The organism is Cobetia sp. 5-11-6-3 (assembly GCF_013374055.1).
In the GTDB taxonomy this organism is placed as follows: Bacteria; Pseudomonadota; Gammaproteobacteria; order Pseudomonadales; family Halomonadaceae; genus Cobetia; species Cobetia marina.
The window spans coordinates 159,304-182,681 of the sequence record NZ_BLWJ01000004.1 but is presented as its reverse complement, the minus strand read 5'-3'; the positions used below and the strand labels follow the sequence as shown (position 1 = coordinate 182,681).

Sequence of the window (23,378 nt, the reverse complement as noted above, 5' to 3'; positions counted from 1 at the left end):
TCCTTGCGGGAACGGCGCTCAGTCTACCGACCGAATCCGCAGTCTGCGACCCGTGGCGCGCCATTGCGTGGATGAAAGGCGACAGATCTGGAAATTTGTCGCAATGATGTAATGGGCTGGATGGATATACAGTCACCCGTGAAATCCTGACCTCGGAGGGGCTGGGGGCACGCTGGCGTTGTAAAAGGCACGGCATCAAGCAGAGTGAAATATCCTGAAACTCCCTGTTGGCGGGGCCTGCACCAAGGTTGGACCTCTTGAATCGCTGGATACACTCCTTGGCAACACTCGCTGATGACACCACATGGTCGAGCGTTTCGTACGCAAGAAGTCTCGGAAAACCCGAGGGGTGGATGTATATACAGTTATGGGAATGGAGTGAGATAGCACCTGAACGTCGAAAAAGCGCCGATCTGTCGCATGGTCGAATGGTCAGCGACCAAAGTAGATGCGAATCTGCCCGAGGACACACTCAACAACATCATAATCAAGAGGTTATTCATGACCCTGACCGCCGCACTCGCCAACGCTGATTCCGCCTCCGGAACTGACACCGTCACTTGTCAATGGCATCGCCACGCTTCGATGTCTGCTACTCCTTCCACTACTTCTTCTACTTCTTCGCGTGTTGCCGCCCCGAGTCGCGCTGCCCTGATGGCTGGCGTGCTTGGCCTGGCTCTGCTGTCACCGCTGATGGCGAGTGATGCCGAGGCGCGCGAGTTGTCCGTCTCCACCGTGCTGTCGGATGCCTTCCCGTGGGGGCAGGCGGCCGAGAAGTGGGCGGAACTGGTAGAGGAGCGCTCCGGTGGCGATCTCACCCTGCGTGTCTATCCCAATGCCCAGCTGGTGGCGGGAGACCAGACCAAGGAATTCTCGGCCATGCGCCAGGGGCTGATCGATCTCGCGGTGGGCTCGACCATCAACTGGTCGCCCCAGGTGCCGGAGCTCAACCTGTTCTTGCTGCCGTTCCTGATGCCGGACCACGCCGCCATCGATGCGCTGACTCAGGGTGAGTCGGGCAAGCAGGTCTTCGCCGCCATCGAGTCCAAGGGCATCAAGCCGCTGGCGTGGGGCGAGAACGGCTTCCGTGAGGTGTCCAATTCCTCGAAGTCGATCACCACGCCTGACGACTTGAAGGGCCTGAAGATTCGTGTGGTGGGTTCGCCGCTGTTCCAGGACACCTTCACGGCGCTGGGCGCCAACCCGACCCAGATGAGCTGGGCGGATGCCAAGCCGGCGCTGACCACCGGTGCGGTGGATGGTCAGGAGAACCCGCTGTCGGTGTTCGATGTGGCACGGATCGATCAGGTCGGTCAGACCCATCTGACCCTCTGGCACTACATGGCGGACCCGTTGATCTTCGCTGCCAACCAGCGTGTCTGGAAGTCGCTCAGCGAACAGGAGCGCACTCTGCTGACCGAGACCGCAAGGGAAGCGGGTGCCTGGGAGATCGCCATGAGTCGTGAAGGCAATGCCCAGCGGCTGGCGGATATCGAGGCGCGCGGCGTGAATGTCGTCAAGCTCGATGACGATGCGATGCAGGCCTTCCGTGATGCTACCCAGTCGGTCTACGAAAGCTGGACACCGAAGATCGGTGAGGCGCTGGTCGAGACAGCACGTGCCGAGGTCGAGGCCTCGCGCTGAGTCTGGCCATGATCGCCGCTGCTCACGGAGCAGATGACATCGGGAATAATGCGGTCTGTGCGCGTTATTGAGTGTAGAACCACGCCGGGGCCTGACAGCCTCGGCGTTCGTGTGGATCGCGTGTCATGTCGCAAAAGTCGCAACAACCGTCTCAACAAGCCTCACATCAAACTGGCACGAGCGCAGCGCCTGCCCCCGCGGACAGACTACCGCCACGCGTGCGGCCGGAATCCTGGCTGGCGGCGTTGGCGCTGGGCCTGATCGGCATCATCAGTCTGGCCAACGTGGTGGTGCGTTACGCCACCGATGCCTCCTTTGCTTTCACCGAGGAATTCTCGGTCTTCCTGCTGGTGTTGCTGACGCTGGCGGGCGCCTCGGTGGCGATTCGCCGTCAGGCACATATTCGTATCGCGCTGCTGGAAGACGTGCTGCCGTTGCCGCTGTGGCGACTGGTGGTGGTGTTGCAGACCCTGGCGGTACTTGTCGTGCTGGGTCTGGTCGTCTGGTTTGGCGGCACCTTCGCGCTGGAGGAGTATCAGTGGGAGTCGCTGTCACCGGGACTGGGCCTGCCCAACTGGTGGTATGTGATCTGGCTGCCGATATTGGCGCTGGCGATGGCCTGGCGCCAGCTGCAGCAATGTGTCGAGCGTCTTGCGCAAGGGCCTGGTCATGGACCCGGTCAGGATGCGTCGCCGGAGCACAAGGAGTCAGATCATGAGTCCTGATCTCTGGTTGCTCGCAAGCTTCGCCGCGCTGTTGATACTCGGCGTGCCGGTGGCCTTCGCGCTGGGGCTGTCGGGTGCGGTGGGTATCGTCGCGGGGCTGCCGGTGAGCATGCTGGCCACCTTGGGGACCAATACCTACAACAGCATTGCCAAGTATCCGCTGATCGCCATTCCGCTGTTCATCCTGACGGGGCTGGTGTTCGAGCGTGCCGGAGTGGCGGCGCGGCTGGTGCGCTTTGCCCAGGCGTTGATCGGGCCGCGTCACGGTGGCCTCGCACTGGTGGCGGTGCTGGTGTGCCTGATCATGGGCGGCATGAGTGGTTCCGGCCCGGCGGATGCCGCCGCGGTGGCGATGGTGATGATTCCCAGCATGACACGGGCGGGCTACCCCAAGGCGTTCTCGGCGACGCTGATTGCGGCCTCGGCCTCCACGGCGATCCTGATCCCGCCCTCCATCGCGTTGATCCTCTATTCCATCGTGGTGCCGGGGGTGGATCTGCGCGCGCTGTTTGCCGCAGGGCTGATTCCGGGCTTGCTGGTCGGTGCGGCACTGCTGGTACCGGCCTGGGTGCTGTCGCGGCGCTATCGTTGGGAAGATCCGACTCAGGTGGAACGTATCGCGCTGGGTCCGGCGTTCCGCTCAGCGATTCCGGCGCTGCTGGCACCGGTGATCATCCTCGGCGGGCTGCGCTCAGGCCTCTTCACGCCCACGGAAGCGGCGGTGGTGGCGGCCGCCTACGGGCTGTGTGTCGGGCTCTTCATCACCCGTGAGCTCAAGCTCTCCCAGGTGTGGGAACTGCTCAGGGAAGCAGCGGTGATCTCGGGGGTGGTGATGCTGATCATCGCGCTGGCGGGCATATTCGCCTGGGCCGGCACCATGCTGGGTACCTTCCGCCATCTCGCCGAGTGGTTGATCACGCTGTCCGATAGCGGCACGGTGCTGCTGATTCTGGTGATGGTGGCGGTACTGATCGCCGGGATGCTGCTGGATGCGGTCTCCATCTACCTGATCCTGATGCCGGTGCTGATTCCGGTGATGCAGCACTTCGGGTGGCATCCGGTATGGTTCGGGATTCTGCTGGCCATGAACATCGCGATCGGCCAGTTCACGCCACCGGTGGCCGTCAATCTGATGGTGACCAGCAGCGTGGCCGGTGTCCGACTCGAGAAGACCGTCGGATGGGCGATGGTCTTTGTCGCGGCGATGCTCGCGGCCCTGGCAGTGGTGATGCTGTTCCCGGAACTGGCGCTATGGCTGCCGCGCATCCTCGGTTATGCCGTGTAACGCAACCGAGTGAGCGCGTTGTTGAGTACGAAAGCGGAGCGGAGCCTTCATAAGCGGCTTGTCGAGAGGCAAGCCGCTTGTCATGACTGCCACACCCACCAGATGTTCTGCCCGGACGCTGTCTTCACTCGCTTCCCCCTACTGGAAAACCCAGCAGGGGGAAGCACTTGCGCACTGTCGCGTCTCATCACGGGCACGTGGCAACTCGCTTGATAAATGTTAGCCTGCATATATTCTTGTGGGGTGGCGGGCGCTTGAGACCTTGAATGCAGGCGGACCTGCCTCCATTGGTTGACGTTGACTGAGCGTCAATGCTGGCGACCAATCTCGCCTATCGCCCCCCGCATGCGTGATCTCACCTCCAGAGGATCTCCAAAGGACATGTGTCGATGAACGAAACACCCCCTGACATGCCATTGGCAGGTTTCAATGCACTGCACGAGATGGTGGTGGGAGAATTCCTGATCAGCCCCATGCTGGTCTATGCGCTGGCGGCGCTGGTGATCGCCGGGTTGATTCGCTCGTTGCTGCACCGGGTGCTTGCCAATCATGAGCTATGGTTCGAGGCCTGGTTCGACATCTCGCTCTTCATCATCTGTCTGACGGGAATCGTCGCACTGGTGACCTGACGCCTTCACCGAATCGCGTCTGGTCCGTCACTCATCGTCATCGCGACAGCGCTCGCGTCGCAAGCGTCAGATGTCCCTCGTCATTCACCTGTCGCGTCACTGTCGCAACGTCACCCCATCTTCGAAGGCGGTCGAGCTCAGGCGTCACTGGCAAGCATCACTCTGCGCAATCTCGTGTGAGCCGAGGCTCCCGTCAGGATCAACTCTTCAAGGAAACTGCATGAGCAAGTCTCGACAGAAAGTCGTGAAATGGGTCATTACCCTGTGTCTGGTGGCCGTGGCGGTCTGGTGTGCCATCTGGCTGTGGAAGACCTACATGTACAGTCCCTGGACGCGGGATGCTCGCGTGCGTGCCGAGGTGATCACGCTGAGCCCTGACGTGTCCGGCTGGGTGAGTGAGCTCAACGTGGCGGACACCACTCTCGTCAAGCAGGGCGACGTGATTCTGCAGGTCGACCAGGCCCGCTATGCGGCGGCGCTGGCTCAGGCCAAGGCGAGTCTGGCCAGTGCCAAGGCCACCTTGCGTCTCAAGGAGCATGAAGCCAATCGACGCAGTCGCCTGACCAACCGGGCGATCAGTGAAGAGGAGCGGGACAGTGCTCGCCTCGAGGCCGAGGTGGCTCGCGCCGATGTGCAGCAGGCCGAGGCGGCGCTTCAATCCGCGCAACTGGATCTTGACCGTACCCAGCTGACCGCCCCGGCGGATGGCAGCATCCTCAACATGCACCTGACGCAGGGCAACTATGTGACGGCGGGTACTTCGGTCATGGCGTTGATCAAGGATGACTCCTTCTATCTCAGCGCCTATTTCCAGGAAACCAAGCTGCAGCATGTGCGCAAGGGAGATCCGGTCCAGATCACGCTGATGAGCGGCAACAAGGACTTCAAGGGCCGTGTCGTGGGAATCGGTGAGGGGATCGCCGATGACAATACCGCGACCAATGCCCAGCAGCTGCCGCAGGTGAGTGCGACCTTCAGCTGGGTACGCCTGGCACAGCGCATCCCGGTGAGAGTGGAGTTCGATGATATCGAGGCGGTACGGGCGTCCGGGGTCAATCTGGCGGCAGGCATGACGGCGAGTGTCCGGCTGCTCAGTGACATCACCGATGCCGAGGACAGCGGCCACGGAGCACCTTGATCGATGTCTCCGGCACTCGCGGCGTTTCTCAGACCCTCTTCCTTTGCCCTGAAGTTCGCCTTCAAGGGTGTCCTTGCCATGTCACTGGCACTCTACGCGGCCTTCTATTTTGATCTGGATCGCCCGTACTGGGCGCTGATCTCGGCGGCCTTTCTGCAGATACGCCCGATGTCGGGGATGGTGGTCGAGAAGGGCATCTGCCAGATCGCCGGCACCGTGGCGGGTGTCGGTGTCGCCGTCGTGATCATGGGGCTGTTTGCCCAGGCGCCGGAATTGGCACTGGGCAGTGTCACCCTGTGGATCGGCCTGTGTATCTACGGGGCTTCGCTCACCCACAACAACCTCTCCTATGGCTGCGTGATGGGGGCGGTGGCCTGCATGATCATCGTGGTGCTGACGTCCTCGGCGCCCGGCAACTTCTTCTCGGTGGCGCTGGCTCGCCTCAGTGAGTTGAGTCTCGGTGCACTGTGCGCCGTGCTGGTCAGTGCGCTGGTCTGGCCGATACGTGTGCGGGACCATCTGGGGCAGCTGGCGGATACCGCCGTCAACGCCACCTTCCGTTATATGGCGCTGGCCTTCTCGGACCCCTCCCAGGATGACCTGAGCGCCGAGCAACGGCATGCCGAGGAGAATCGCGAACGTCAGGCGATGCTCGAACAGATGATGACCGGCCTTGGGGCGCTCAACAATCTCGAGATCGATGCCCACTCCGCGCGGTATGAGGGGCCTCAGGGCAAGGGGCGTATCCGCGGTGTCCATCTGCTGACTCGGCGGAGCATGCGCCTCTATGCCACCCTCAAGGCACTGCATCAGCTGCGTCACCCGGAATTCTTCCTGCGCCATCACGCCACTGGCGCTGACGGTGAGTCCGAGCACCACAACGCCATCGACGACGACGGGCAAGACGATCAGCTCGCGCGTCCGGCCGTTCAGCAACCGGAGCGCTTCAGTCAACCGACACAGGACCTGATGCAGCGACTTGGCAGCGCCTTCCAGAGCATGGCCGACAACCAGGGGATCGGGCAGGCACGCGCCACCTTGAAGGAGCTGCGCGGAGAATGCCTGAGAATCTCGCGCGGTCAGCGCAATCTGTCTGCCCTCGAGGCACGGCTGCTCTATAGTCTGCGGGAAGTGCTGGGCCATGCGCTGGTGATGCTTCAGGCACGTGAGGTCATCAATCATCCCGGTCGCCATCAATTGCGCCAGCCCAGTCTGAGCTGGCATCGCGATCACGGACGAGCGGCGACCAATGCGCTGCGTGCCATGCTGATCTTCGGGACTACCTCCATCTTCTGGCTGGCGACGGCCTGGGACAATGGGGCGGTGGCCATGCTGCTGGGCACGTTGTTCTCCGGTATCTTCGCCAGTCGCGATGACCCCGCCCCCATCATCCCCATGGTGCTCAAAGGCCTGCTGTTCGCCGTGCCCAGTGTGCTGTTGTTCGGCAATGTCCTGTTGAGTCAGGCCCAGCATTTCGTGCCGTTCATTCTGATCTTCAGTGTTCCGTTGTTCATCGGCCTGATGGGGTCCGTGGTACCGGTGCTGGCGGGGATCTGTCTGCCGTTCGTGGTGTTCAATATCCTGCTGGTGATGCCCGACAACGGCATGACCTTCGATGTGGCCTATACCCTCAACCGGAGTCTGGCGGCCGGGATCGGCCTGATCGTGACCATTCTCGGGTTTCGCCTGATCCCGGTACCCGGGGCCGGCTGGGACAAGCGCCAGCTGATCCAGACAACGGCGAGTGATATCCGGGAGCTGGCCGAACGCCCCGCTCAGCAGGTGGACAGCTGGTTCGGGGGACGCATGGGGGATCGCCTGCTGCGTCTTGCCCGCCATGAGCAAAGCCGTCAACAGGAACAGCAGTCACGTCAGGGCGGGGCCGATTCACCTGCGATCGCGGACGAGCCGCAGGGAATGCCTCTGATGTCTCTGGGCCTGACAGGCATGGATATCGGGCGCGGAATAGGCTTCGTGCGACGGGAGCTTGGCGAGAACATGTCCAGGCCCGTGCAGCGTGCCTTGCAGAGCTTGATTCTGGCGCTGGCGGAGGATTTCGAGCGATGCAGTCAGGGCAAGCGACCCAGGCGGCTTGAGAAGGCCGGGCGCCGATTCTCGCAGACCATCGCCGAACAGGACGCCATGAGTCGCCACAAGCAAGCCTTGCTGGCGGGCTGGCTGGAGCGGGTGCAACTCACCCTCGAGAGTGATGCGTTGCGTCAGAACGCGTGAATCTGACGCCTGATCAATGTTCCGCGCTCAGGCGTCGGGTGGTCCGTTAAAAAACGCTAATAAAAGCAACCGTGCCAAGAGCATCTGGTCTATCATTGAAGATATCTGCTCATATCTGAGCGAAATGCATGAGATGTCTACTACGGGGGAGCATCATGGCTTTCATGAATGACATCAGCAACAGTGGTCGTGATGCCCCTGATCGCTTCAAGCGCGTCACCTTCACGACGCAATACCTGCACGAATTGAGCCTGTATGTGCTGCCCGGCAGTGAAGTGCTGCTGCGAGTGAGCCAGGCCGGTGAGGACCTGATGCTGTTGCAGTTCGATGATGACTTCTACGCCGAGTTCATTGCCTCGCGCATCGTCGACTGGGTGGCGGAGAATCCTCGGGCCGACAAGGAAGATCTGACGCTCTGGATCAAGACGCGTGCCCGCGCCGAAGTCCCCATGATCCAACAGCATCACGTCTATTGAGACTGTCCGTGCCATCAAGGCGCCCTGAGACAGCTGTCTCAGGTATCGAAACGACACAGGCCACCCCTTGAGGTGGCCTGTGTCGTTTCTGTCGCCCTTGGCTTTCAGAGGCATGTCGTGGTCAGAAGCTGCCAAACAGGCTGCCCAGCGTCACGACACTGATCAGTGCCAGCATCGGGAACGCCACGGTCATCATGAACATCTGTCCGTAGGACTGGCGGTGAGTCAGCTTGCAGATGGCCAGCAGCGTGATGACTGCACCTGAGTGCGGTAGCGTATCCATGCTGCCAGCCGCCAGTGCCGCCACACGGTGCATCAATTCAGGGTCTATCCCGGCATTGACGGCCATCTCCATGTAGGTCGAGCCCAGTGTCGAGAGCGCGATGCTCATCCCGCCCGAGGAGGAACCGGTAATCCCTGCCAGCACGTTGACCGCCACGGCCTCCGAGATCAGCGGATTGTCGGGGTAGAGCCCCAGTACTGCCTCCTTGACCAGTGCAAAGCCGGCCAGGCTTGCGATCACGGCGCCATAACCGACCTCCGAGGCGGTGTTGAAGACGGGCAGCATGGCACCGAAACAGCCATTGTTGACCGTCGTCTTCAAGTCAGCCCACTGCTTCCAGCGAGTCACCACCAGCCAGAGTGACGCACAGCTCAGCGCGATCAATATCGACCACATGCCGGTGGCGCCGGCCGGGTCCAGCTCCGGGAAGGCATCATTGAGATAGGAGAAGTCGATGCGCGGGAAGACAAGGTAGGTGAGCAGGGCATTGAGTCCGATCACCAGTATCAGCGGGATCACCGCTGACAGCATGCTCATGCGTGCCACCGGTGTATCGTCATTCAATGCCTCATTGTCATGCTTGCCGTAGCCTTCGCCCTGCGCCTGAGCTTTCGTGGCTCTGCCCTTCAGCCACCAGGTGCCCAGCCCCAGCATGATCAGACCGGCGATGATGCCGAGTCCGGGAGCCGCGAAGCTGTTAGTCTGGAAATAGGGAATCGGAATCGCGTTCTGGATCGCCGGGGTACCGGGCAGGGCGGTCATCGTGAAGGTGAAGGAGCCCAGCGCCAGTGCCGCGGGCAGCAGTCGCTTGGGTGTCGAGGTGCGCCGGAAGAGCTGGGCCCCGATGGGATAGACGGCGAAAGCGACCACGAACAGCGAGACGCCACCGTAGGTCAGCAGGGCGCAGGCCAGCACGACGGTGAGAATCACATGGCGGGTTCCGAGGCGCTTTACCAGCCCCTCGGAAATCGCGTGGGCTGCCCCGGAATCCGCCATCAACTGGCCAAACAGGGCACCGAGAATGAATAGCGGAAAGAACTTGGCCAGGTAGCCGCCCAGCTGGCTCATGAAGGTGACGGTATAGCTGGGCAGCAGGGCGCCTGCATCACCTGAAAGCACGACGGCAAGAGCCGCCATCACAGGTGCCAGCAACAGAACGGTGATACCGCGGTAGGCCAGGAACATCAACAGTCCCAGCGATATCAGAATGGCAAGAATGCTCATGAAGGGGACATCTCGTGGTTGGCGTTGTAGTCATGGTGTGCCGTCTGCCAATGACGACGTATGTTCTGTGAACAGGTGCGCTTCCTGTAATTATTTCTTTATATGGTCTGTTCTACAGTGACATCTGGCTCACGGTAGAGTTTGTCTGACAAGAGGACAATGCGGCTTAAGTGGCAGCGTGGGACTCCCGTATCGGGGATTGGCAAGGCGTGTGGTACGACAGATAGAATTTATACCGTTATCTTACATTTGAATGAAAAATCCTGCCAAACCCACGAGTTTTCAGGACTGAAGGGGCAGTCGTGTCAGCAGAAGATCTGCCACGGGAAGGGGCTGTGTTCTCAACACCGCCAGCGCTTGCGGCAAGCTCTTGACAAGACTCTTGTTGGCAACTGTCGCATTAAGAAAAAGGCGGTACCCGTAGGCACCGCCAGAAACGATCGAACCATCCGCCGGTCGCGAGGCCGACAGGGGTCATGGAGTCATACGTACGTGACGCTTGTCTGGATGATGGCGAGGCCACTGAAGCGCTCCGTTGCCGTCATCGCCTTGGACATCTCGTCATGCCATACGCCAGATACTGACGCCAGCGGGAGCGAGCTGTTGGCCTCCACAGATCCAGCCATCTTCCGGCACCAGGCCTTCGGGTAGCCAGCGTGGTTCAGGCGCATAATTGAAGGCAAACACCAGATTGCCTCTGCAGCGCAGGCGCACACCCTCCGGCAGGGCGGTGGTAAGGATGGCTGCCTTGCGACATTCCTCGACCAGCACGGCCATGAGGGTGTCTTCTTCAAGCCAGGCGGTCAGATAGCTGACCCCTGCGCGCTCCGTGAGAGCCGCTTCTCCATCATCGAAACGAGTCACGACCCTTGCCGTGGTACGCGTGCTGTCGAGCAGGTCTCGCCAGCGCAACGCTTGGCCATGATGACCATTGGCCGTGGTGACCCCGGGGCAGGCACCGGGGCGCAGACCATCGACCCGATCGACCGTGACGCCGGCCAGCTCGCCGAGGGCGCCCGGTGCCAGTTGATCGGGTATCTGGAAGTCTGGCGTGCGTGAGCCGGAGCGTGCGCCGATCACGATACGACTGCCGCTGTCACGTGCAGCGCTCAGGCGTGCCGCAAGCGCATCGTCGGAAATCACCTGACAGGGCAGCACGACGAGAGGATAGCCACTGACATCATCACGAGGGGAGACGATGTCGATGTCCAGACCCAGCCGGCGAAGGGCGCTGTACCAGCTCAGATGCAGTTCCAGCGCATCGAAGTCCTCGGCATGCGGTTGAATCTGGCAGGCCCAGATCGAGGCATAGTCGAACATCAAGGCCACGGGGGCCTGTTCGGTCTCGATCTCGCGCCCACTGAGGCCTTCTGCGCTCAAGCGAGCCAGTTCATCGCGGACCTGCAACAGCTCCGGCCAGGCCGAGGCCGGTGAGCCATCCGGACGCAAGAGACCCGCATGCATCTGTTCCTGCGCGAAGGGGGCCTGACGCCAACGGAAATAGGAGACGACTTCCGCGCCGTGGGCAAAGGCCTCATGGCTCCAGAGGCGAACCATGCCGGGCAGTGGGGCGGCATTGCTGATGGCCCAGTTGACCGGCCCCGGCTGTTGCTCCATGACCCACCAGCGGCCCTTGCACATGGCGCGATAGAGGTCGTGGTGGAAACCGGCGAAATCAGGGTGGCCCTGTTGGCGATAGAACGCCTTGGTGGCCTCGGGATGGGCACCACGCTCCAGAAAGCCCAACGGGTAGCTATCCCAGCTGGCAATGTCCAGGTCCCGGGCGACGTCAAAGTGGTCAAACTCCGTGAACAGGCCCATGAAGTTGTGCACGATATCGACGTTCACGCCGCTGTCTCGCAGCGTCTGGACCTGAAGCCGGTTGTACTCGACCACCATGTCGGAGCAGAAGCGACGATAATCCAGCACGATCGCCGGATGTGGCTCGGTGACGGTGCCGACCGGCGCCTCGACCTGCGAGAAGGCGGTCACCTCCAGGCTCCAGAACACCGCGCCCCATGCCTCATTGAGCGCTTCGACACTGCCGTAGCGTTGTTCCAGCCACTCAGGGAAGCCTGCGCGCGCCGCCCGAGAGTAGCTGAGGATGGTGTCGTGACAGCCGTATTCGTTGTCAGTCTGCCACGCCATGATCGCCGGATGAGTGGCGTAGCGCTCCGCCATCAGACGCACGATACGCTCGCTCTGCGTACGATAGACGGGCGAGGAGAAGCAGTAATGGCGACGTGAGCCATACCCCCGCACCTGGCCATGCTCATCGACGGCCAGTATCTCGGGATGGGCATCCACCAGCCATTTCGGGGGCGTGGCCGTCGGGGTCCCCATCACGATCTTGAGGCCGGCGCGGGCAAGCACCTCAACGGCCTCGTCGAGCCACTCGAAACGCAGCTCTCCGGAGCGCGGCTCCAGCCGACTCCAGGCGAACTCGCCTATGCGCACCACGCGAATGCCGGCCTCGAACATGTCACGGGCATCCTGCGCCCAGCGCTCACGCGGCCAGTGTTCCGGGTAATAACAGACGCCGAGTTGCATACAGGTCATCCTTGAATCGGTGAAGTGATAGCCGGAGCACAGGCTCAGTCAACGTCGTGTGCCGCCGTCAGGTGGATCAGGATCGCCTGTTCCGGGTCGAGCACCGGCAGGGCAAGCCCGGTACGCATCAGCATCTCGCCACTGGCGACGACGGGCTCCCCCGAGAGCTGGGCCTGCACCCAGGCCGGCAGCTGCTTCATGCGGCGTTCGGGATGTTCCGGCAGTTCCAGCAGCTCGAGTCGATAATGCTGCCCGGCGATGAGCCCTGCCAGCGGCTGTGGCGCAGGTACGGCGTGGCGTGGCATGGCCAGCTGGCTGATGCAGTAAATCGCCTCTTCACCGTCCTGGCTGACCACGCCATGTGCATGCTGGCCGTCATCCAGGCAGTCCAGACGCCAGCTCACGCCGCCATGCAACAGCCCGCGCAATGCCTTGTAGCGCTCGATCCAGACGCGCAGCTCCCCACGCTCGCGTGGCGCGAGCTGGCTGACGTCCAGTTCAAGGCCCAGGTGACCGAACAGGGCCGTGGAGGCACGGAAGGCAAGGGAGGTACGCCGCGACGTGGTATGTGCATGCTCCGGCCCGATATGGGCCCCGAGCAGCTCCGGCGGCAGGAAGCGACTGGCACCGCGCTGGATGTGCGTTCGCTCATGCGGGTCGTTGCAGTCCGAGGTCCAGACGCGATGGGTGTGGCGCAGAATGCCGTGGTCGGTACGGGCGCCCCCCGAGGCGCAGCTCTCGATTTCCACCTCAGGGTGCGCCTGGCGCAGACGTGCGAGCAGCGCATAGAGCGCTTGTACCTGAGCATGCGCTGCAGGCATGCCGCGTCGCTCGCCGGACTGGGTCGCGGCGTGGGTGAGGTCGCGATTCATGTCCCACTTGAGATAGCGGATCGGGTAGTCGCTGAGCAGGGCATCCAGTCGCGCAAACAGATAGTCAGTGACGTCAGGGCGTGTGAGATCCAGCACGCATTGATACCGCCCCAGTGGCTGCTCACGGCCTTCCAGCGCCAGTATCCAGTCGGGATGCGTGCGAAAGAGCGCGCTGTCCGGATTGACCATCTCGGGTTCCACCCACAGACCGAATTCCATGCCCTGGGCATGGACGGACGCGATCAATGGCCCCAGTCCCTCGGGGTATTTGCCCTGATCCAGGTACCAATCGCCCAGCGCTGCTCGCTCACCATCGCGGCCCACGAACCAGCCATCGTCGAGCACGAAGCGTTCCGCGCCGACGTCGCCGGCAGCGGTGACCAGCTCCTCCAGCCGCTCGGCGTCGTGATCGAAATAGAGGGCCTCCCAGGTGTTGACGTGGACCGGGCGAGGCTTGTTCGGCGTCGGCCAGTCAAGCCGTGCACGCAAGGTACGATGCATGCGCTGACTGGCGCCATTGATGCCCGTGTCAGACCACGCCATGACGACTTCCGGCGTGGTGACGCTGTCCCCGGCGGCCAGTACCTGCTCACCGGGCAACAGCAGTGCGCCCAGCTGCAGTTGCGTGCTGCCATCGAACTGGCGCTCCACCAGCAGTCGATGGTTGCCGCTCCAGGCCAGGTGCGCGCTGATGACCTCCCCGGACTGCTCACTGAAGCCCTCGGTACCCACGATGAGGGAGGGCACACGCTGGTGAGAGCTGCGCCCGCGCCGATTCTCGAGCGTGAAGGTGCCTTCACTCAGGGCGTGGCGTGTCTCGGTGAACTCCTGGACCCAACGGCCACCGGAGCTCAGGCACTGCTCGAAGCGGTTCGGCAGTGGCAGGCAGCAGGCCGCCAGCCACTCGAGGCGATAGTCGGCCGTACCAGGATTGCGCAGGGTGGTGGACTGACGCAGAACCCCCTCGATGGTGAGCGTGAGTGACAGCAGAACTTCCAGCTCGCTCGTGGCATCCGCCAGTGTCAGCTGGGCATGCGCGCCCAGTGAATCGGTCGAGCACGCCACCTCACTCAGTCGCATGTCGGTGAGCCAATCACGCCCATCACGGTCACCGATCAAGGCCGGATAGCCCGCAAAACCAAGCCCGGCATCATTGAACAAGGTATTGGGCGGCAGCTGATCGAGGCTTGCCTGGGGCGTGGCAGCAGCGCTCATCAGGCGGTGCTGGGCTGGCGTGACCGGGGCGATGCGCCCCAGGTGGGCCAGCCTGATCAGGCCATCGGCGAGATCCAGCTGTAGCTGGATGCCGTCGGCGCTCAGGCTCAGCCACTGCTGTTGGGGGGACCAGGTTGCGTCGGGCGCTGTCGAAGGTCGGGTGGATGGAGCGTCTGCGGTCATCATGAGAGGTCCAGAAATAAAGAAGAATCAGAGACGGAATGGCAGTGTCAGCCCAACACCAGCGGCGCTTCTGCCAGTCCCTTGAAGCCGTGTGCTGACAGGTCCAGCGCGAAGAGATCACCATCACCCGCCACATGATCCGGCGTGGCCATGCCCTCATGCGCCGTGGTGATATACAGCGTGCTCAGCCCCTCACCACCGAACAGCGGGCACGAGGGCTGGCTGACCGGCAGGGCCGCATGAGCGATTTCCTTGCCGTCATGATCCAGCCTTGCCACGCGGCCGGCCCCCCAGAGCGCAATCCACATATGGCCGTCGGCGTCGATCACGGCGCCATCCGGGCCACCGCCACAATCCTGCAGATCGGCCCAGACCTCAGGAGCGTAGTATTCACCTGCCGCCCCTTCACTTGCTGACCCTTCACCTGCTGATTTGAGTGGCCAGCCATCGGCGTCCAGCGGCCAGCGCATCACCTGACCGGTAACGGTGTCGGTGAAATAGGCGAAGCGGCCATCCGGCGAGAAACACAGCGCATTGGGAATGGTCAGCCCATCCATGAGCTTGCAAAGCTTGCCGCGGTGCAGGCGGTAGAGACTGCCAGCTCCGGTCTCGGCGTTGCAGCCCATGCTCGAGAGCCACAGACTGCCGTGGGTATCCACTCGGGCATCATTGCTGCGTGTCGCGGGCATGGCGTCCGCCTCGAAGGGCATGACATCTTCCACGGCGCCTGTCTCGGGGTTCCAGCGTGACAGCATGCCTTCCCCGACCAGCAGGTAGTCGCCTTCAAGGGTGACCGCCGCATAGGAGGTGCGGCGCGCAAGCTGAGTGATGACGTGATTACTGCCATCCGCGGCCGCGTGATGCAGCTCGCCGGCGAGGATGTTCAGCCAGCGCACCCGCGCAGGCAGGGTGGTTGTGGCGGGTGTCCAGCCGGGGCCTTCTCCCAGCTCGCAGTGGCTGGCCACGAGGCGCTCAGCGGTGCCCAGGCAGGTCGATCGTGTCATCCGTTACTCCTCGTGAATCCTGTGGGAGAGCCGTCGGGCTCAGTCGGCGGCGGTCCAGGCGGAGACCAGCTTGCGTGCTCGTTCACCGACGTCAAAAGCCGTCAGACCCGGCGTGTAGATGGCCGTTCCCAGACCTGCACCATGGACACCCGCCGCACGCCATTGCGCGAAGTTGTCACTGCCGATGCCCCCGACGGCATACAGCTCGGTGCCTGTGGGCAGCACGGCCAGCATCGCTTTCATGTTGACGATACCGACCTGGGTCGCCGGGAAGAGCTTGAGACCTGAGGCGCCGGCGGCGAGGGCCGCGAAGGCTTCCGTCGGCGTGACGATGCCTGGCATGGACACCATCTCGAGTCGGCGGCTCTCGCGAATGACTTCGACATCGGCATTGGGCGACACGATCAGCCGACCACCGACGCCATGCACGTCCCGCACCTGCTCCGGCGTCAGGACGGTGCCGGCACCGATGAGGATCTGGCCGTCATGGGCCGTCGCACAGTGCTTGACCAGCGCCGCGATGCTGACCAGCGGCTGGGGCGAATTGAGCGGAACCTCGATACGGGTGATGCCCGCCGCGATGATCTCGTCGGCAATCGCGATGATTTCCTGCGGCGTGACGCCGCGCAGAATGGCAACCAGGGGAAGGCTCATGGAAGTCTCCAGGGGAAAGATGGGGGTGTCAGTCAGTGGCGAGGCGTGTCTGACAGGCGTGATGAATGCGCCCGAGCCCGGCCAGAATCATGTCGGCATTGGGGGCCAGGCTGACGCGATAGTCCAGATGCTCGAGTGCGATCCGATAGCGCTGGCATAAGGTGTCATCACCGATCAAGGTGATCAGCGCCCCTTGCGGCTGCAGGCATGTGGCACCGGCCAGCTCAAGGCCCAGCACCAGACCGGAAAGCCGTGCACCCAGCAAGGCCGCGCGTGAGCCCTCATCATCGAGGCGTTCATCGAGCAAATCCCGCGCACGGATGCCGAACAGCGCCGCCGTCATGCGCGCCGGTTCCGCCATGGCCGCATCGATGCCTGCCAGAAATGCCTGACGCTGTGGCTCATCGGCAAGATCCCCTCCCGCCACGGAGTGCTTGAGGACCGAATCCTGACTGAGCAGCTTGTAGAGTTCACCGCTCATGAAGGTGGTGAAGCCCGTGATCGAACCGTTCTCGAGCTGTGCCCACTTCGCGTGGGTGCCGGGCAGACAGACGGCCCCGCTATAGCCCGGCTGAGCGGCGACCAGACCCGCCAGCTGTGTCTCCTCGCCGCGCATGACATCAAAGGCCGGCTGGTGCTGACACAGCCCCGGCACGATGGTGACGGCGATGCGTCTGTCGCGCGTTGCCACATGGGTCAGCTGCTCTGCCAGGCCAGACAGGACATCGATGGCAGGCGCTTGCTCACCGGGGACCGGAAGGTAGGCCGCTTCCACCCAGCCTTGGCGTGCACCCGCCATGCCGCAGATCAACACCGGCATGCTTGAGGTGGAGTCCTCGGGCAGCCAGTCATTGATCACCACCCGCAGGACATCCTCGAATTCATCGCTCGCCAGACCCAGCATGCCGCGGGCACTGCTTGCCTGGGCGATGATCCGATCCTGATCATCCAGCGCCCAGGCACGCAGATTGCTGGAGCCCCAATCCACGGCGATCCAGGCGGGGAGGGCATGGACGGCGCTCACACTCGACCTCCATCCACGACCATCGGTTGGCCGGTCATCATGCGTGAGGCGGTGGAGGCCAGGAACAGACAAGGATTGATCATGTCCTCGACCGGAATCGCTTCCTTGAGGCACTGCTGGTCGATGCACTCGTTCAAGTCCTTGTCATTGACCCACAGCTCGCGCTGACGCTCCGTCATTACCCAGCCCGGAATCAGACAGTTGACGCGAATGGCGTCTGGCCCCAGTTCACGCGCCAGCGCCTTGGTAAGCCCCATGATGCCGGCCTTGGCGGTGACGTAGGTGGGATAGCCCCCCAGCCCCAGCATGTAGCTGTTGGAAGACAGGTTGATGATGGCGCCGCCTCCCAGTGCCCGCATGTCAGCCGCGACCGCCTGAGCGGTGAAGAACTGGGGGCGCAGGTTGGTGGCGATGGATTCATCCCACTGCTCCACCGTCCATTCCTCCAGCGTATGGCGAGTGTCGCGGGCCGCATTGTTGACCAGAACGCCTATCGGGCCATGGGCCTCGCGCGCCTGTGCAACTGCCGCCTGCAATGCCTCGATGTCCTGGATGTTGCAGCGGATGAACAGGGGGCGATTGGCGTATCGGGCCTCCATGGCGTCACAGAACTCGCTGGCATCGGACAACCCGACGAAGGCGACCTTGGCACCTTGCGCCAGGAAGCCTTCGGTCAATGCGGCACCGATACCCGAGCCTCCGCCGGTGATGAAGACGCTGGCACCTGCGAGGTCCGGGTAGCGAAAGTCCGCGAAGGCGGGGAGTTCAGTCTGGGGTGATGCGGTACGGGTCATGATGAGTCCCTTCTGCAGCGTGACAGACTCTCGGCTGAGAGCCTGTCCTGGCATGGCGTCTGTGTTGTCAGTGTGTACGTTGCGGCTTGCTCGGCATTACCACTCAGCGACGGAGCCGTCTTCGTGGGTCCAGACCGGATTGCGCCAGCGATGCCCGACCTTGGCACGTTCCTCGACGAAGGCTTCGTCGATCTCGACCCCGAGCCCCGGACCCTGGGGAATGGCGCAGAATCCGTCCTTGATCGCCAGCGCGTCCTTGTCGACCAGGTAATCCAGGACGTCGTTGTCCTTGTTGTAGTGGATGCCCATGCTCTGTTCCTGGATGAAGGCGTTGTGACACACCGCATCCAGCTGCAGGGAAGCCGCCAGCGTCAGCGGGCCCAGCGGGCAGTGCGGTGCCAGGGCCACGTCATAGGCCGAGGCCAGCGTCGCGATCTTGAAGCCTTCACTGATGCCGCCGCAGTGGGAGAGATCCGGCTGGATGATATCGACCATGCCGTCCGCCAGCAGGTCACGGAACTGGAAGCGGGTGTGCAGGCGCTCGCCGGTGGCGATGGGCGTCGCGATGCCCTCGGCGATATGCTTGAGCGCGGGCAGGTGCTCAGGTGCCACCGGCTCCTCGATGAACATCGGGTGGAACTGCTCCAGTTCCCGCAGCAGCGCCTTGGCCATCGGGCGGTGCACGCGGCCATGGAAGTCGATGCCGATCCCCACGTCGGGGCCGACCGCATCACGTGCTTCGGCGACACGCGCCACGGCGTCATCGATCTTCTTGTGGGAATCGACGATCTGCATCTCCGGCGTGCCGTTCATCTTGAAGGCCGTGAAGCCCTGGTCGACCAGCGCCTTGGCACCTGCGCCGACCTCTGACGGGCGATCGCCGCCCGTCCAGGCGTACATCCGCATCTTGTCGCGCACCGGGCCGCCGAGCAGCTGATGCACGGGCACTCCCAGATCACGGCCCTTCAGGTCCCACAGGGCCTGGTCGATGCCGGCGATCGCGGACATCAGGATAGGGCCGCCGCGATAGAACCCTGCGCGGTACATGACGTTCCACAGGTGCTCGATGTTGCGCGGATCCTGGCCGACCAGATAATCCGACAGTTCGTGGACCGCGGCTTCCACCGTGGCGGCGCGCCCTTCGATGACCGGTTCCCCCCAGCCATAGCAGCCCTCATCGGTCTCGATCTTGAGGAACAACCAGCGTGGCGGAACTTGCCAGGTCTTGAGTCGAGTGATTTTCATGTCGAGATTCCTTGGGATGACGCTCGTGTCGAGCTTGGAAAGCATTGAAGAAGGAAAAGTCGTGGGTCAGAAGCGCGGCGTCTCGAGGCGCGGGTGATCAAGGCCGAATCCGAGATCGCGCGCAGCCGTTTCCAGCACGCGCTCGGCACAGGTACGCGCCATGTCCGGTTGACGCAGGCGGATGGCTTCCATCACGGCGCGATGTCGCTCGAGACTGGCACGGTGATGGGCTTGGTCGTGCTGTTGAGCCGCCTGCTGGGAGGACTCGATCAACTGGCTGATGGAAGGGCGCAGCAAGCTACCCAGCTGGGCCCACACCAGGTTGTGGGTGGCGCGGTAGATGGCCTCGTGGAACGCCACGTCAAATTCGCTGTGAGCTGCCTGCTGCTCGTCATTGGCGGTCGCGACCATTCCCTCGAAGGCGCGCTCCAGCCTTGCGAGGTCCTGGGCGTTGGCCTTGGTCGCCGCCAGGGCGCTGACATAGGGCTCGACGGACAGCCGGAAGGCGTAGATCTCACGCATCAGGGCAGGGTTGATGCCTTCTAGTCCGCTGATCCAGTCGCTCATCAGTGGATCCAGCAGTTGCCATTCGCTCATCGGCCGCACCAGGGTGCCACGGCCGGCAGTGCGCTCCAGTAACCCGGCCCCCACCAGCTGGGCCAGTGCATTGCGCAGCCGGTTACGGCTGGCATCGAAGCGCTTGCAGAGGTCCATTTCACGCGGGAAGTTGTCGTCTGGCTCGAACGTGCCGGCCAGAATTTCACGCGCCAGGCAGGCAGCGATGGCTTCCATGCTGGCTACGGGCTTTCTGGAGCCCGTCATGGCCGGCGCCAGTGAATCTTTCTGGCGAGAGGAATCCTGATCCGGCGCTGTATCGCTGGAAGTCTCAGAGAGTGGGTCTGGGCGAGAGATGGTCACGCGAGGCCTCGTGGCTGACGTAGTGCGCAGGGCAAGCTACGGTAAATGTCTGAATGAACTTTAATAAATGTCAGACATTTGAACAAGCCTCAACGAATGCAACTTTGGTCGTTGCCGGCAGGCCAGGTCGCCTTGAGAGGTGGGGAGGGGGTATGGCGAGACTTCGGGCAGGCCGCTGGGATCGGTCGACTCCCCTCAGACCTTGCCATCAATCATCAGTCATCAGCGATCAGCTGATCGATGTGATGTCGCCAGTCCTTGAGTGACTCATCACCGGACAGAAGTCTCTGTCGGGTGACGAGTTCCGCGTCTGTCTCGAAGGTCCTGAGTACATTCCTCAATTGCTGCTGAGTGGCTGGAGTCAGCACGGGAACGTTCGAGGCTTCCTCGGTCTCGTCTTCCAGGACCACGAAGTGGCCAGGGGCCAGATGGAACACCTTGAGCGGGTACAAACAGGCATTCAGATGGGGACCGAATTGCCGGTCCGTAGTGAGAGGGGACTGCGTCCCGACGAGCTGGAGATGGTGAAGCGTTATCCCCTGCACAGTGACATGCCCTTCATGCAGCAAGCCTGCCAGCAAGGTCTCCAGCAAGGCACGGTTGAAGCAACCGGTCGTCTGGTCACGCCACTGATCCGCATGGCGCTCGATCTGACGCGGGCCGGGAATCGCGCTGCGTGGCTCGGCCCTGGGGAGCGGCTTGCGGGTCAACACCCTGCGTGCCGCCTGAAGGATGTCCGGCGCAAAGGGTTGGTAGGCGCAATGCTCGATTTCACTGATGGCCTCCGCCTGAGTCAGGCCCGAGTATCTCACCAGCTCCAGGACCTGGACGACCAGCGCCAGGATCGCGGGACTGGCAGATCGCGACAGCAAGGCCGCCTCCGAGTCCGTCTGGCGGTAAGGCATGTAGTGCTGGCTTTCACTCAGCAGGCTGGCCTCCAGAGGCGCATTGAGCGCTTCTCTCAACACTCGGCTGCCGATATCCGCCTGTTGACGCAACAACTGTTGTTGATCGAACTGAAGCTGCGCCATCGGCTTGAGCAGCGTGTCGGGAAGTGTCAGTCGGCCCATGTCATGGAGCATGGCCGTGCGCTCCAGTGCGCTGATCTGCGCCTCTTCAAGCCCCAGCTCTCTGGCGATGGCCGTCACGTATTCGGCGACGATGAGGTCATTGCCTTCATGCTGCGGGCAGCGTTCATTGCGAATCATCTGCAGGGTATTGATCAGCCTGTCCTCACCGCGCTGCTCAAGCTGGTTTTCCAGACGCCCCATGCGTTGGCGCATCTGACGCTGACGTGTGCGGGATTGCCGGAAGAGGGCATGACCGATGGCCAGGAACAGCAGCAGGCAGGCACCGAGGGTCAGCAGGAGATGCCAGCGCTCCAGACGGCTTTTCTCCTGCATGATGTCCGCGTGGGCTGTCAGGGCCGCATTGTTGATGTCGCCCATGTAGACCCCACTGGCCACGATCCATTGGAAGGGCGGATACAGCGCGGCATAGGTCGTCTTGTCTTCCTCAGGCCCCCCACGGGAGCGGGGGAAGCGGTAATCGAAGAAGATGCCACTTCCCTGCAGGACACCCTCGAGTTCGGTCTTGTAAGGCTGGCGTCCACTGCTGTCCCGATGCTCGGTGGAGAGCAGCGTGCCTTCGGTGCCGGGCAAGAGCGGGTGAATCAGGCGACGGGCGTAGCCGGGGCCGCCCGTCGGATCCAGAATTTCATTGATCCAGACATAGCGACTCTCTCCCTTGTCCAGGCTGGCATGCAGGGATTGACGAAGTTCGTTGGCGACCAGGAATGCCACCATCTGCGGGTCGATATGAATCAGGGTCCAGATGGTCGAGGCGGTGTTGCGAGGGCGGCGAACCTCACCATCCTTGCCCAGGCCCTGCTGGCTCGGGATGGCGAAGATCAGGCCTGCGTCCGTGCCACGCAGGAAGTGAGGAATGTCATTGCTCGTGTGCAGGCGCAGATTGAGTTCGGTGGACCACCAATCCGGATAGAGATTGCTCGGCAATTGAACGATATCGATCCAATCCGGGTTGATGCGAAGATCAGGGAACTGACGCAGGAGCTCGGTACTGATATAGGACCGATCTCGACCGGTAAGGTGGGTGATTCCCAAGAAGGGGGCCCGCATCGTCGTCATCATCAGTCGCTGCAGACGATGTTCGTAATCTCGATGCCGTGAGGCAATCACGCCGAGCGTCTGCTCGACCAGCAGGCTTGCCTGCAGACGCCTCTCGCTCGTGATGAGGTCACGCGTGGAAGCCGCATGCAGCGCTTCCATCTCGCGGCTGTCTCTTTCGAGAATGATCAACACCAGGCCTAGCACCACGCCTGAGAGCGCTACCAGCCCCAACCAGTGCCGAATCGAAAGGCCGGCGAATTCTCGCGTGGCGTCAAGGAAAGACCGCCCTGGTGGTGTGTTGTCTGAGGAAAGATCATTATCCTTGATCATCAGATACATCATCCGTGTATTTTTCGTACACTGAGGATACACCACAACGACAAAGCGTTCGTTGCTTGTCGATCACGCACCGAGCGTCTGGTCAACGCCATGCCCAACATGGGGAGATTGCCTGGGAATTGCCGTCTCAAGGTGGCGGGTCTGCGTCCCTTGCGTGCTTGCTAGCATGGTGGGAAATGGGCATGATGACAGGCGCCTTCTTCATGGCTTTCAAGAAGATATCACTTCCCTGGCGGCTTTCTTCCCAAGGGGTTGCCTCCTGATTCCGTTACTCCCCCATGTCGCCGATATGACATTGCAGAAGCCTTGGGCATAGTGTGATATTTTGCTGTCTTGAATGTTTCAGCCTCTCTTCTTGTTGTCGACAAGATCAATAGTGGAAACCATGCATGAACCGACATGATGAAAAGGTCATCGCAAGCGCCCGCAAGCAGCGTGCCTTGTTTGATGAACTTGAAAAGGCATTGGCTGAAGAGTTGAATGCGCTGGATCGTCCCTCGACTCCCCCCGCCACGTCAGAAAGCAGCCCCCAGGCAACGGACCCGGCTGAAGCGCGTGAGGCTGAATTCAATGCGCGTCTGGAGAGCCTGATCGCGGAATTCGGGCTGGATCGTGAAACGGTACATGCCTGGCTGTGCGATCTCAGTGAGTTCCAGACACGGACGGATTGATGTCATCCATGGTCCTTGCCTGAATCGTCACATTCCATCCTCACGGCGCCAGTCTCCTTGCCATCGCCAGAGGCTCCCTTTCGCTGTGCATTTCTGGCGTGATCTCTCCCCCGGCACATTGCGTGGAGACCGGGGGAGGCTCCT

The 23,378-nt window shown here is 62.3% G+C and carries 18 protein-coding genes; 8 read left to right on the top strand and 10 right to left on the bottom strand.

The window, feature by feature from the left end; genetic code table 11:
• The first annotated feature begins 654 nt into the window (after positions 1–654).
• The 7 genes from HXS66_RS08820 to HXS66_RS08790 all read left to right on the top strand — a co-directional run bounded on the left by HXS66_RS08820 (position 655) and on the right by HXS66_RS08790 (position 8,129).
• Complete coding sequence (locus HXS66_RS08820) at positions 655–1,644, top strand: DctP family TRAP transporter solute-binding subunit (RefSeq protein ID WP_255303198.1); 990 nt, start codon at positions 655–657, stop codon at positions 1,642–1,644.
• Between the two features lie 218 nt (positions 1,645–1,862).
• The gene (locus HXS66_RS08815; protein WP_255303171.1) at positions 1,863–2,369 is read left to right on the top strand and encodes a TRAP transporter small permease; all 507 of its coding nucleotides are present in this window, start codon (positions 1,863–1,865) and stop codon (positions 2,367–2,369) included.
• Positions 2,359–3,654, top strand: coding sequence for a TRAP transporter large permease (locus HXS66_RS08810; protein ID WP_176503326.1), 1,296 nt, complete (start codon positions 2,359–2,361; stop codon positions 3,652–3,654). The genes HXS66_RS08815 and HXS66_RS08810 overlap by 11 nt, the downstream gene beginning before the upstream one ends.
• A 389-nt stretch (positions 3,655–4,043) precedes the next feature.
• A complete protein-coding gene (locus HXS66_RS08805; protein WP_240499517.1) occupies positions 4,044–4,283 on the top strand; it encodes a DUF1656 domain-containing protein in 240 nt (79 codons plus the stop codon).
• Between the two features lie 220 nt (positions 4,284–4,503).
• Positions 4,504–5,421, top strand: a complete 918-nt coding sequence (locus HXS66_RS08800; RefSeq protein WP_176503325.1) for an HlyD family secretion protein — start codon at positions 4,504–4,506, stop codon at positions 5,419–5,421.
• 3 nt (positions 5,422–5,424) lie between these two features.
• Complete coding sequence (locus HXS66_RS08795) at positions 5,425–7,653, top strand: FUSC family protein (RefSeq protein WP_084208658.1); 2,229 nt, start codon at positions 5,425–5,427, stop codon at positions 7,651–7,653.
• A 155-nt stretch (positions 7,654–7,808) separates the two neighbouring features.
• Positions 7,809–8,129 carry a hypothetical protein gene (locus HXS66_RS08790; protein WP_176503324.1) on the top strand — a complete coding sequence of 107 codons (321 nt, stop codon included), beginning with the start codon at positions 7,809–7,811 and terminating at the stop codon, positions 8,127–8,129.
• Positions 8,130–8,250: 121 nt separating this feature from the next.
• On the opposite strand, the gene HXS66_RS08785 is transcribed toward HXS66_RS08790, so the two are convergent.
• The 10 genes from HXS66_RS08785 to HXS66_RS08740 all read right to left on the bottom strand — a co-directional run bounded on the left by HXS66_RS08785 (position 8,251) and on the right by HXS66_RS08740 (position 22,554).
• Complete coding sequence (locus HXS66_RS08785; RefSeq protein WP_176503323.1) at positions 8,251–9,636, bottom strand: GntP family permease; 1,386 nt, start codon at positions 9,634–9,636, stop codon at positions 8,251–8,253.
• Positions 9,637–10,197: 561 nt separating this feature from the next.
• Positions 10,198–12,186, bottom strand: coding sequence for a beta-galactosidase (locus tag HXS66_RS08780; RefSeq protein WP_176503322.1), 1,989 nt, complete (start codon positions 12,184–12,186; stop codon positions 10,198–10,200).
• 44 nt (positions 12,187–12,230) lie between these two features.
• Complete coding sequence (locus tag HXS66_RS08775; RefSeq protein ID WP_176503321.1) at positions 12,231–14,459, bottom strand: alpha-galactosidase; 2,229 nt, start codon at positions 14,457–14,459, stop codon at positions 12,231–12,233.
• A gap of 44 nt (positions 14,460–14,503) precedes the next feature.
• Positions 14,504–15,460: an SMP-30/gluconolactonase/LRE family protein gene (locus tag HXS66_RS08770; RefSeq protein ID WP_176503320.1), complete on the bottom strand. Its 957-nt coding sequence runs from the start codon at positions 15,458–15,460 to the stop codon at positions 14,504–14,506.
• A gap of 39 nt (positions 15,461–15,499) precedes the next feature.
• A complete protein-coding gene (locus tag HXS66_RS08765) occupies positions 15,500–16,114 on the bottom strand; it encodes a 2-dehydro-3-deoxy-6-phosphogalactonate aldolase (protein ID WP_077376324.1) in 615 nt (204 codons plus the stop codon).
• A gap of 28 nt (positions 16,115–16,142) precedes the next feature.
• Complete coding sequence (locus HXS66_RS08760) at positions 16,143–17,138, bottom strand: 2-dehydro-3-deoxygalactonokinase (RefSeq protein ID WP_176503319.1); 996 nt, start codon at positions 17,136–17,138, stop codon at positions 16,143–16,145.
• On the bottom strand, positions 17,135–17,932 hold the full coding sequence (locus HXS66_RS08755; protein ID WP_176503318.1) for an SDR family NAD(P)-dependent oxidoreductase: 798 nt from the start codon (positions 17,930–17,932) through the stop codon (positions 17,135–17,137). The genes HXS66_RS08760 and HXS66_RS08755 overlap by 4 nt, the downstream gene beginning before the upstream one ends.
• Positions 17,933–18,028: 96 nt before the next feature.
• Positions 18,029–19,177: a galactonate dehydratase gene (gene dgoD / locus HXS66_RS08750; RefSeq protein WP_077376333.1), complete on the bottom strand. Its 1,149-nt coding sequence runs from the start codon at positions 19,175–19,177 to the stop codon at positions 18,029–18,031.
• Between the two features lie 66 nt (positions 19,178–19,243).
• A complete protein-coding gene (locus HXS66_RS08745) occupies positions 19,244–19,999 on the bottom strand; it encodes a FadR/GntR family transcriptional regulator (protein ID WP_176503317.1) in 756 nt (251 codons plus the stop codon).
• A gap of 311 nt (positions 20,000–20,310) precedes the next feature.
• Positions 20,311–22,554: a cache domain-containing protein gene (locus HXS66_RS08740; RefSeq protein ID WP_176503316.1), complete on the bottom strand. Its 2,244-nt coding sequence runs from the start codon at positions 22,552–22,554 to the stop codon at positions 20,311–20,313.
• A 398-nt stretch (positions 22,555–22,952) separates the two neighbouring features.
• Here HXS66_RS08740 and HXS66_RS08735 point away from each other — a divergent pair, with 398 nt between their 5' ends.
• On the top strand, positions 22,953–23,234 hold the full coding sequence (locus HXS66_RS08735; RefSeq protein WP_176503315.1) for a hypothetical protein: 282 nt from the start codon (positions 22,953–22,955) through the stop codon (positions 23,232–23,234).
• Positions 23,235–23,378 lie beyond the last annotated feature (144 nt).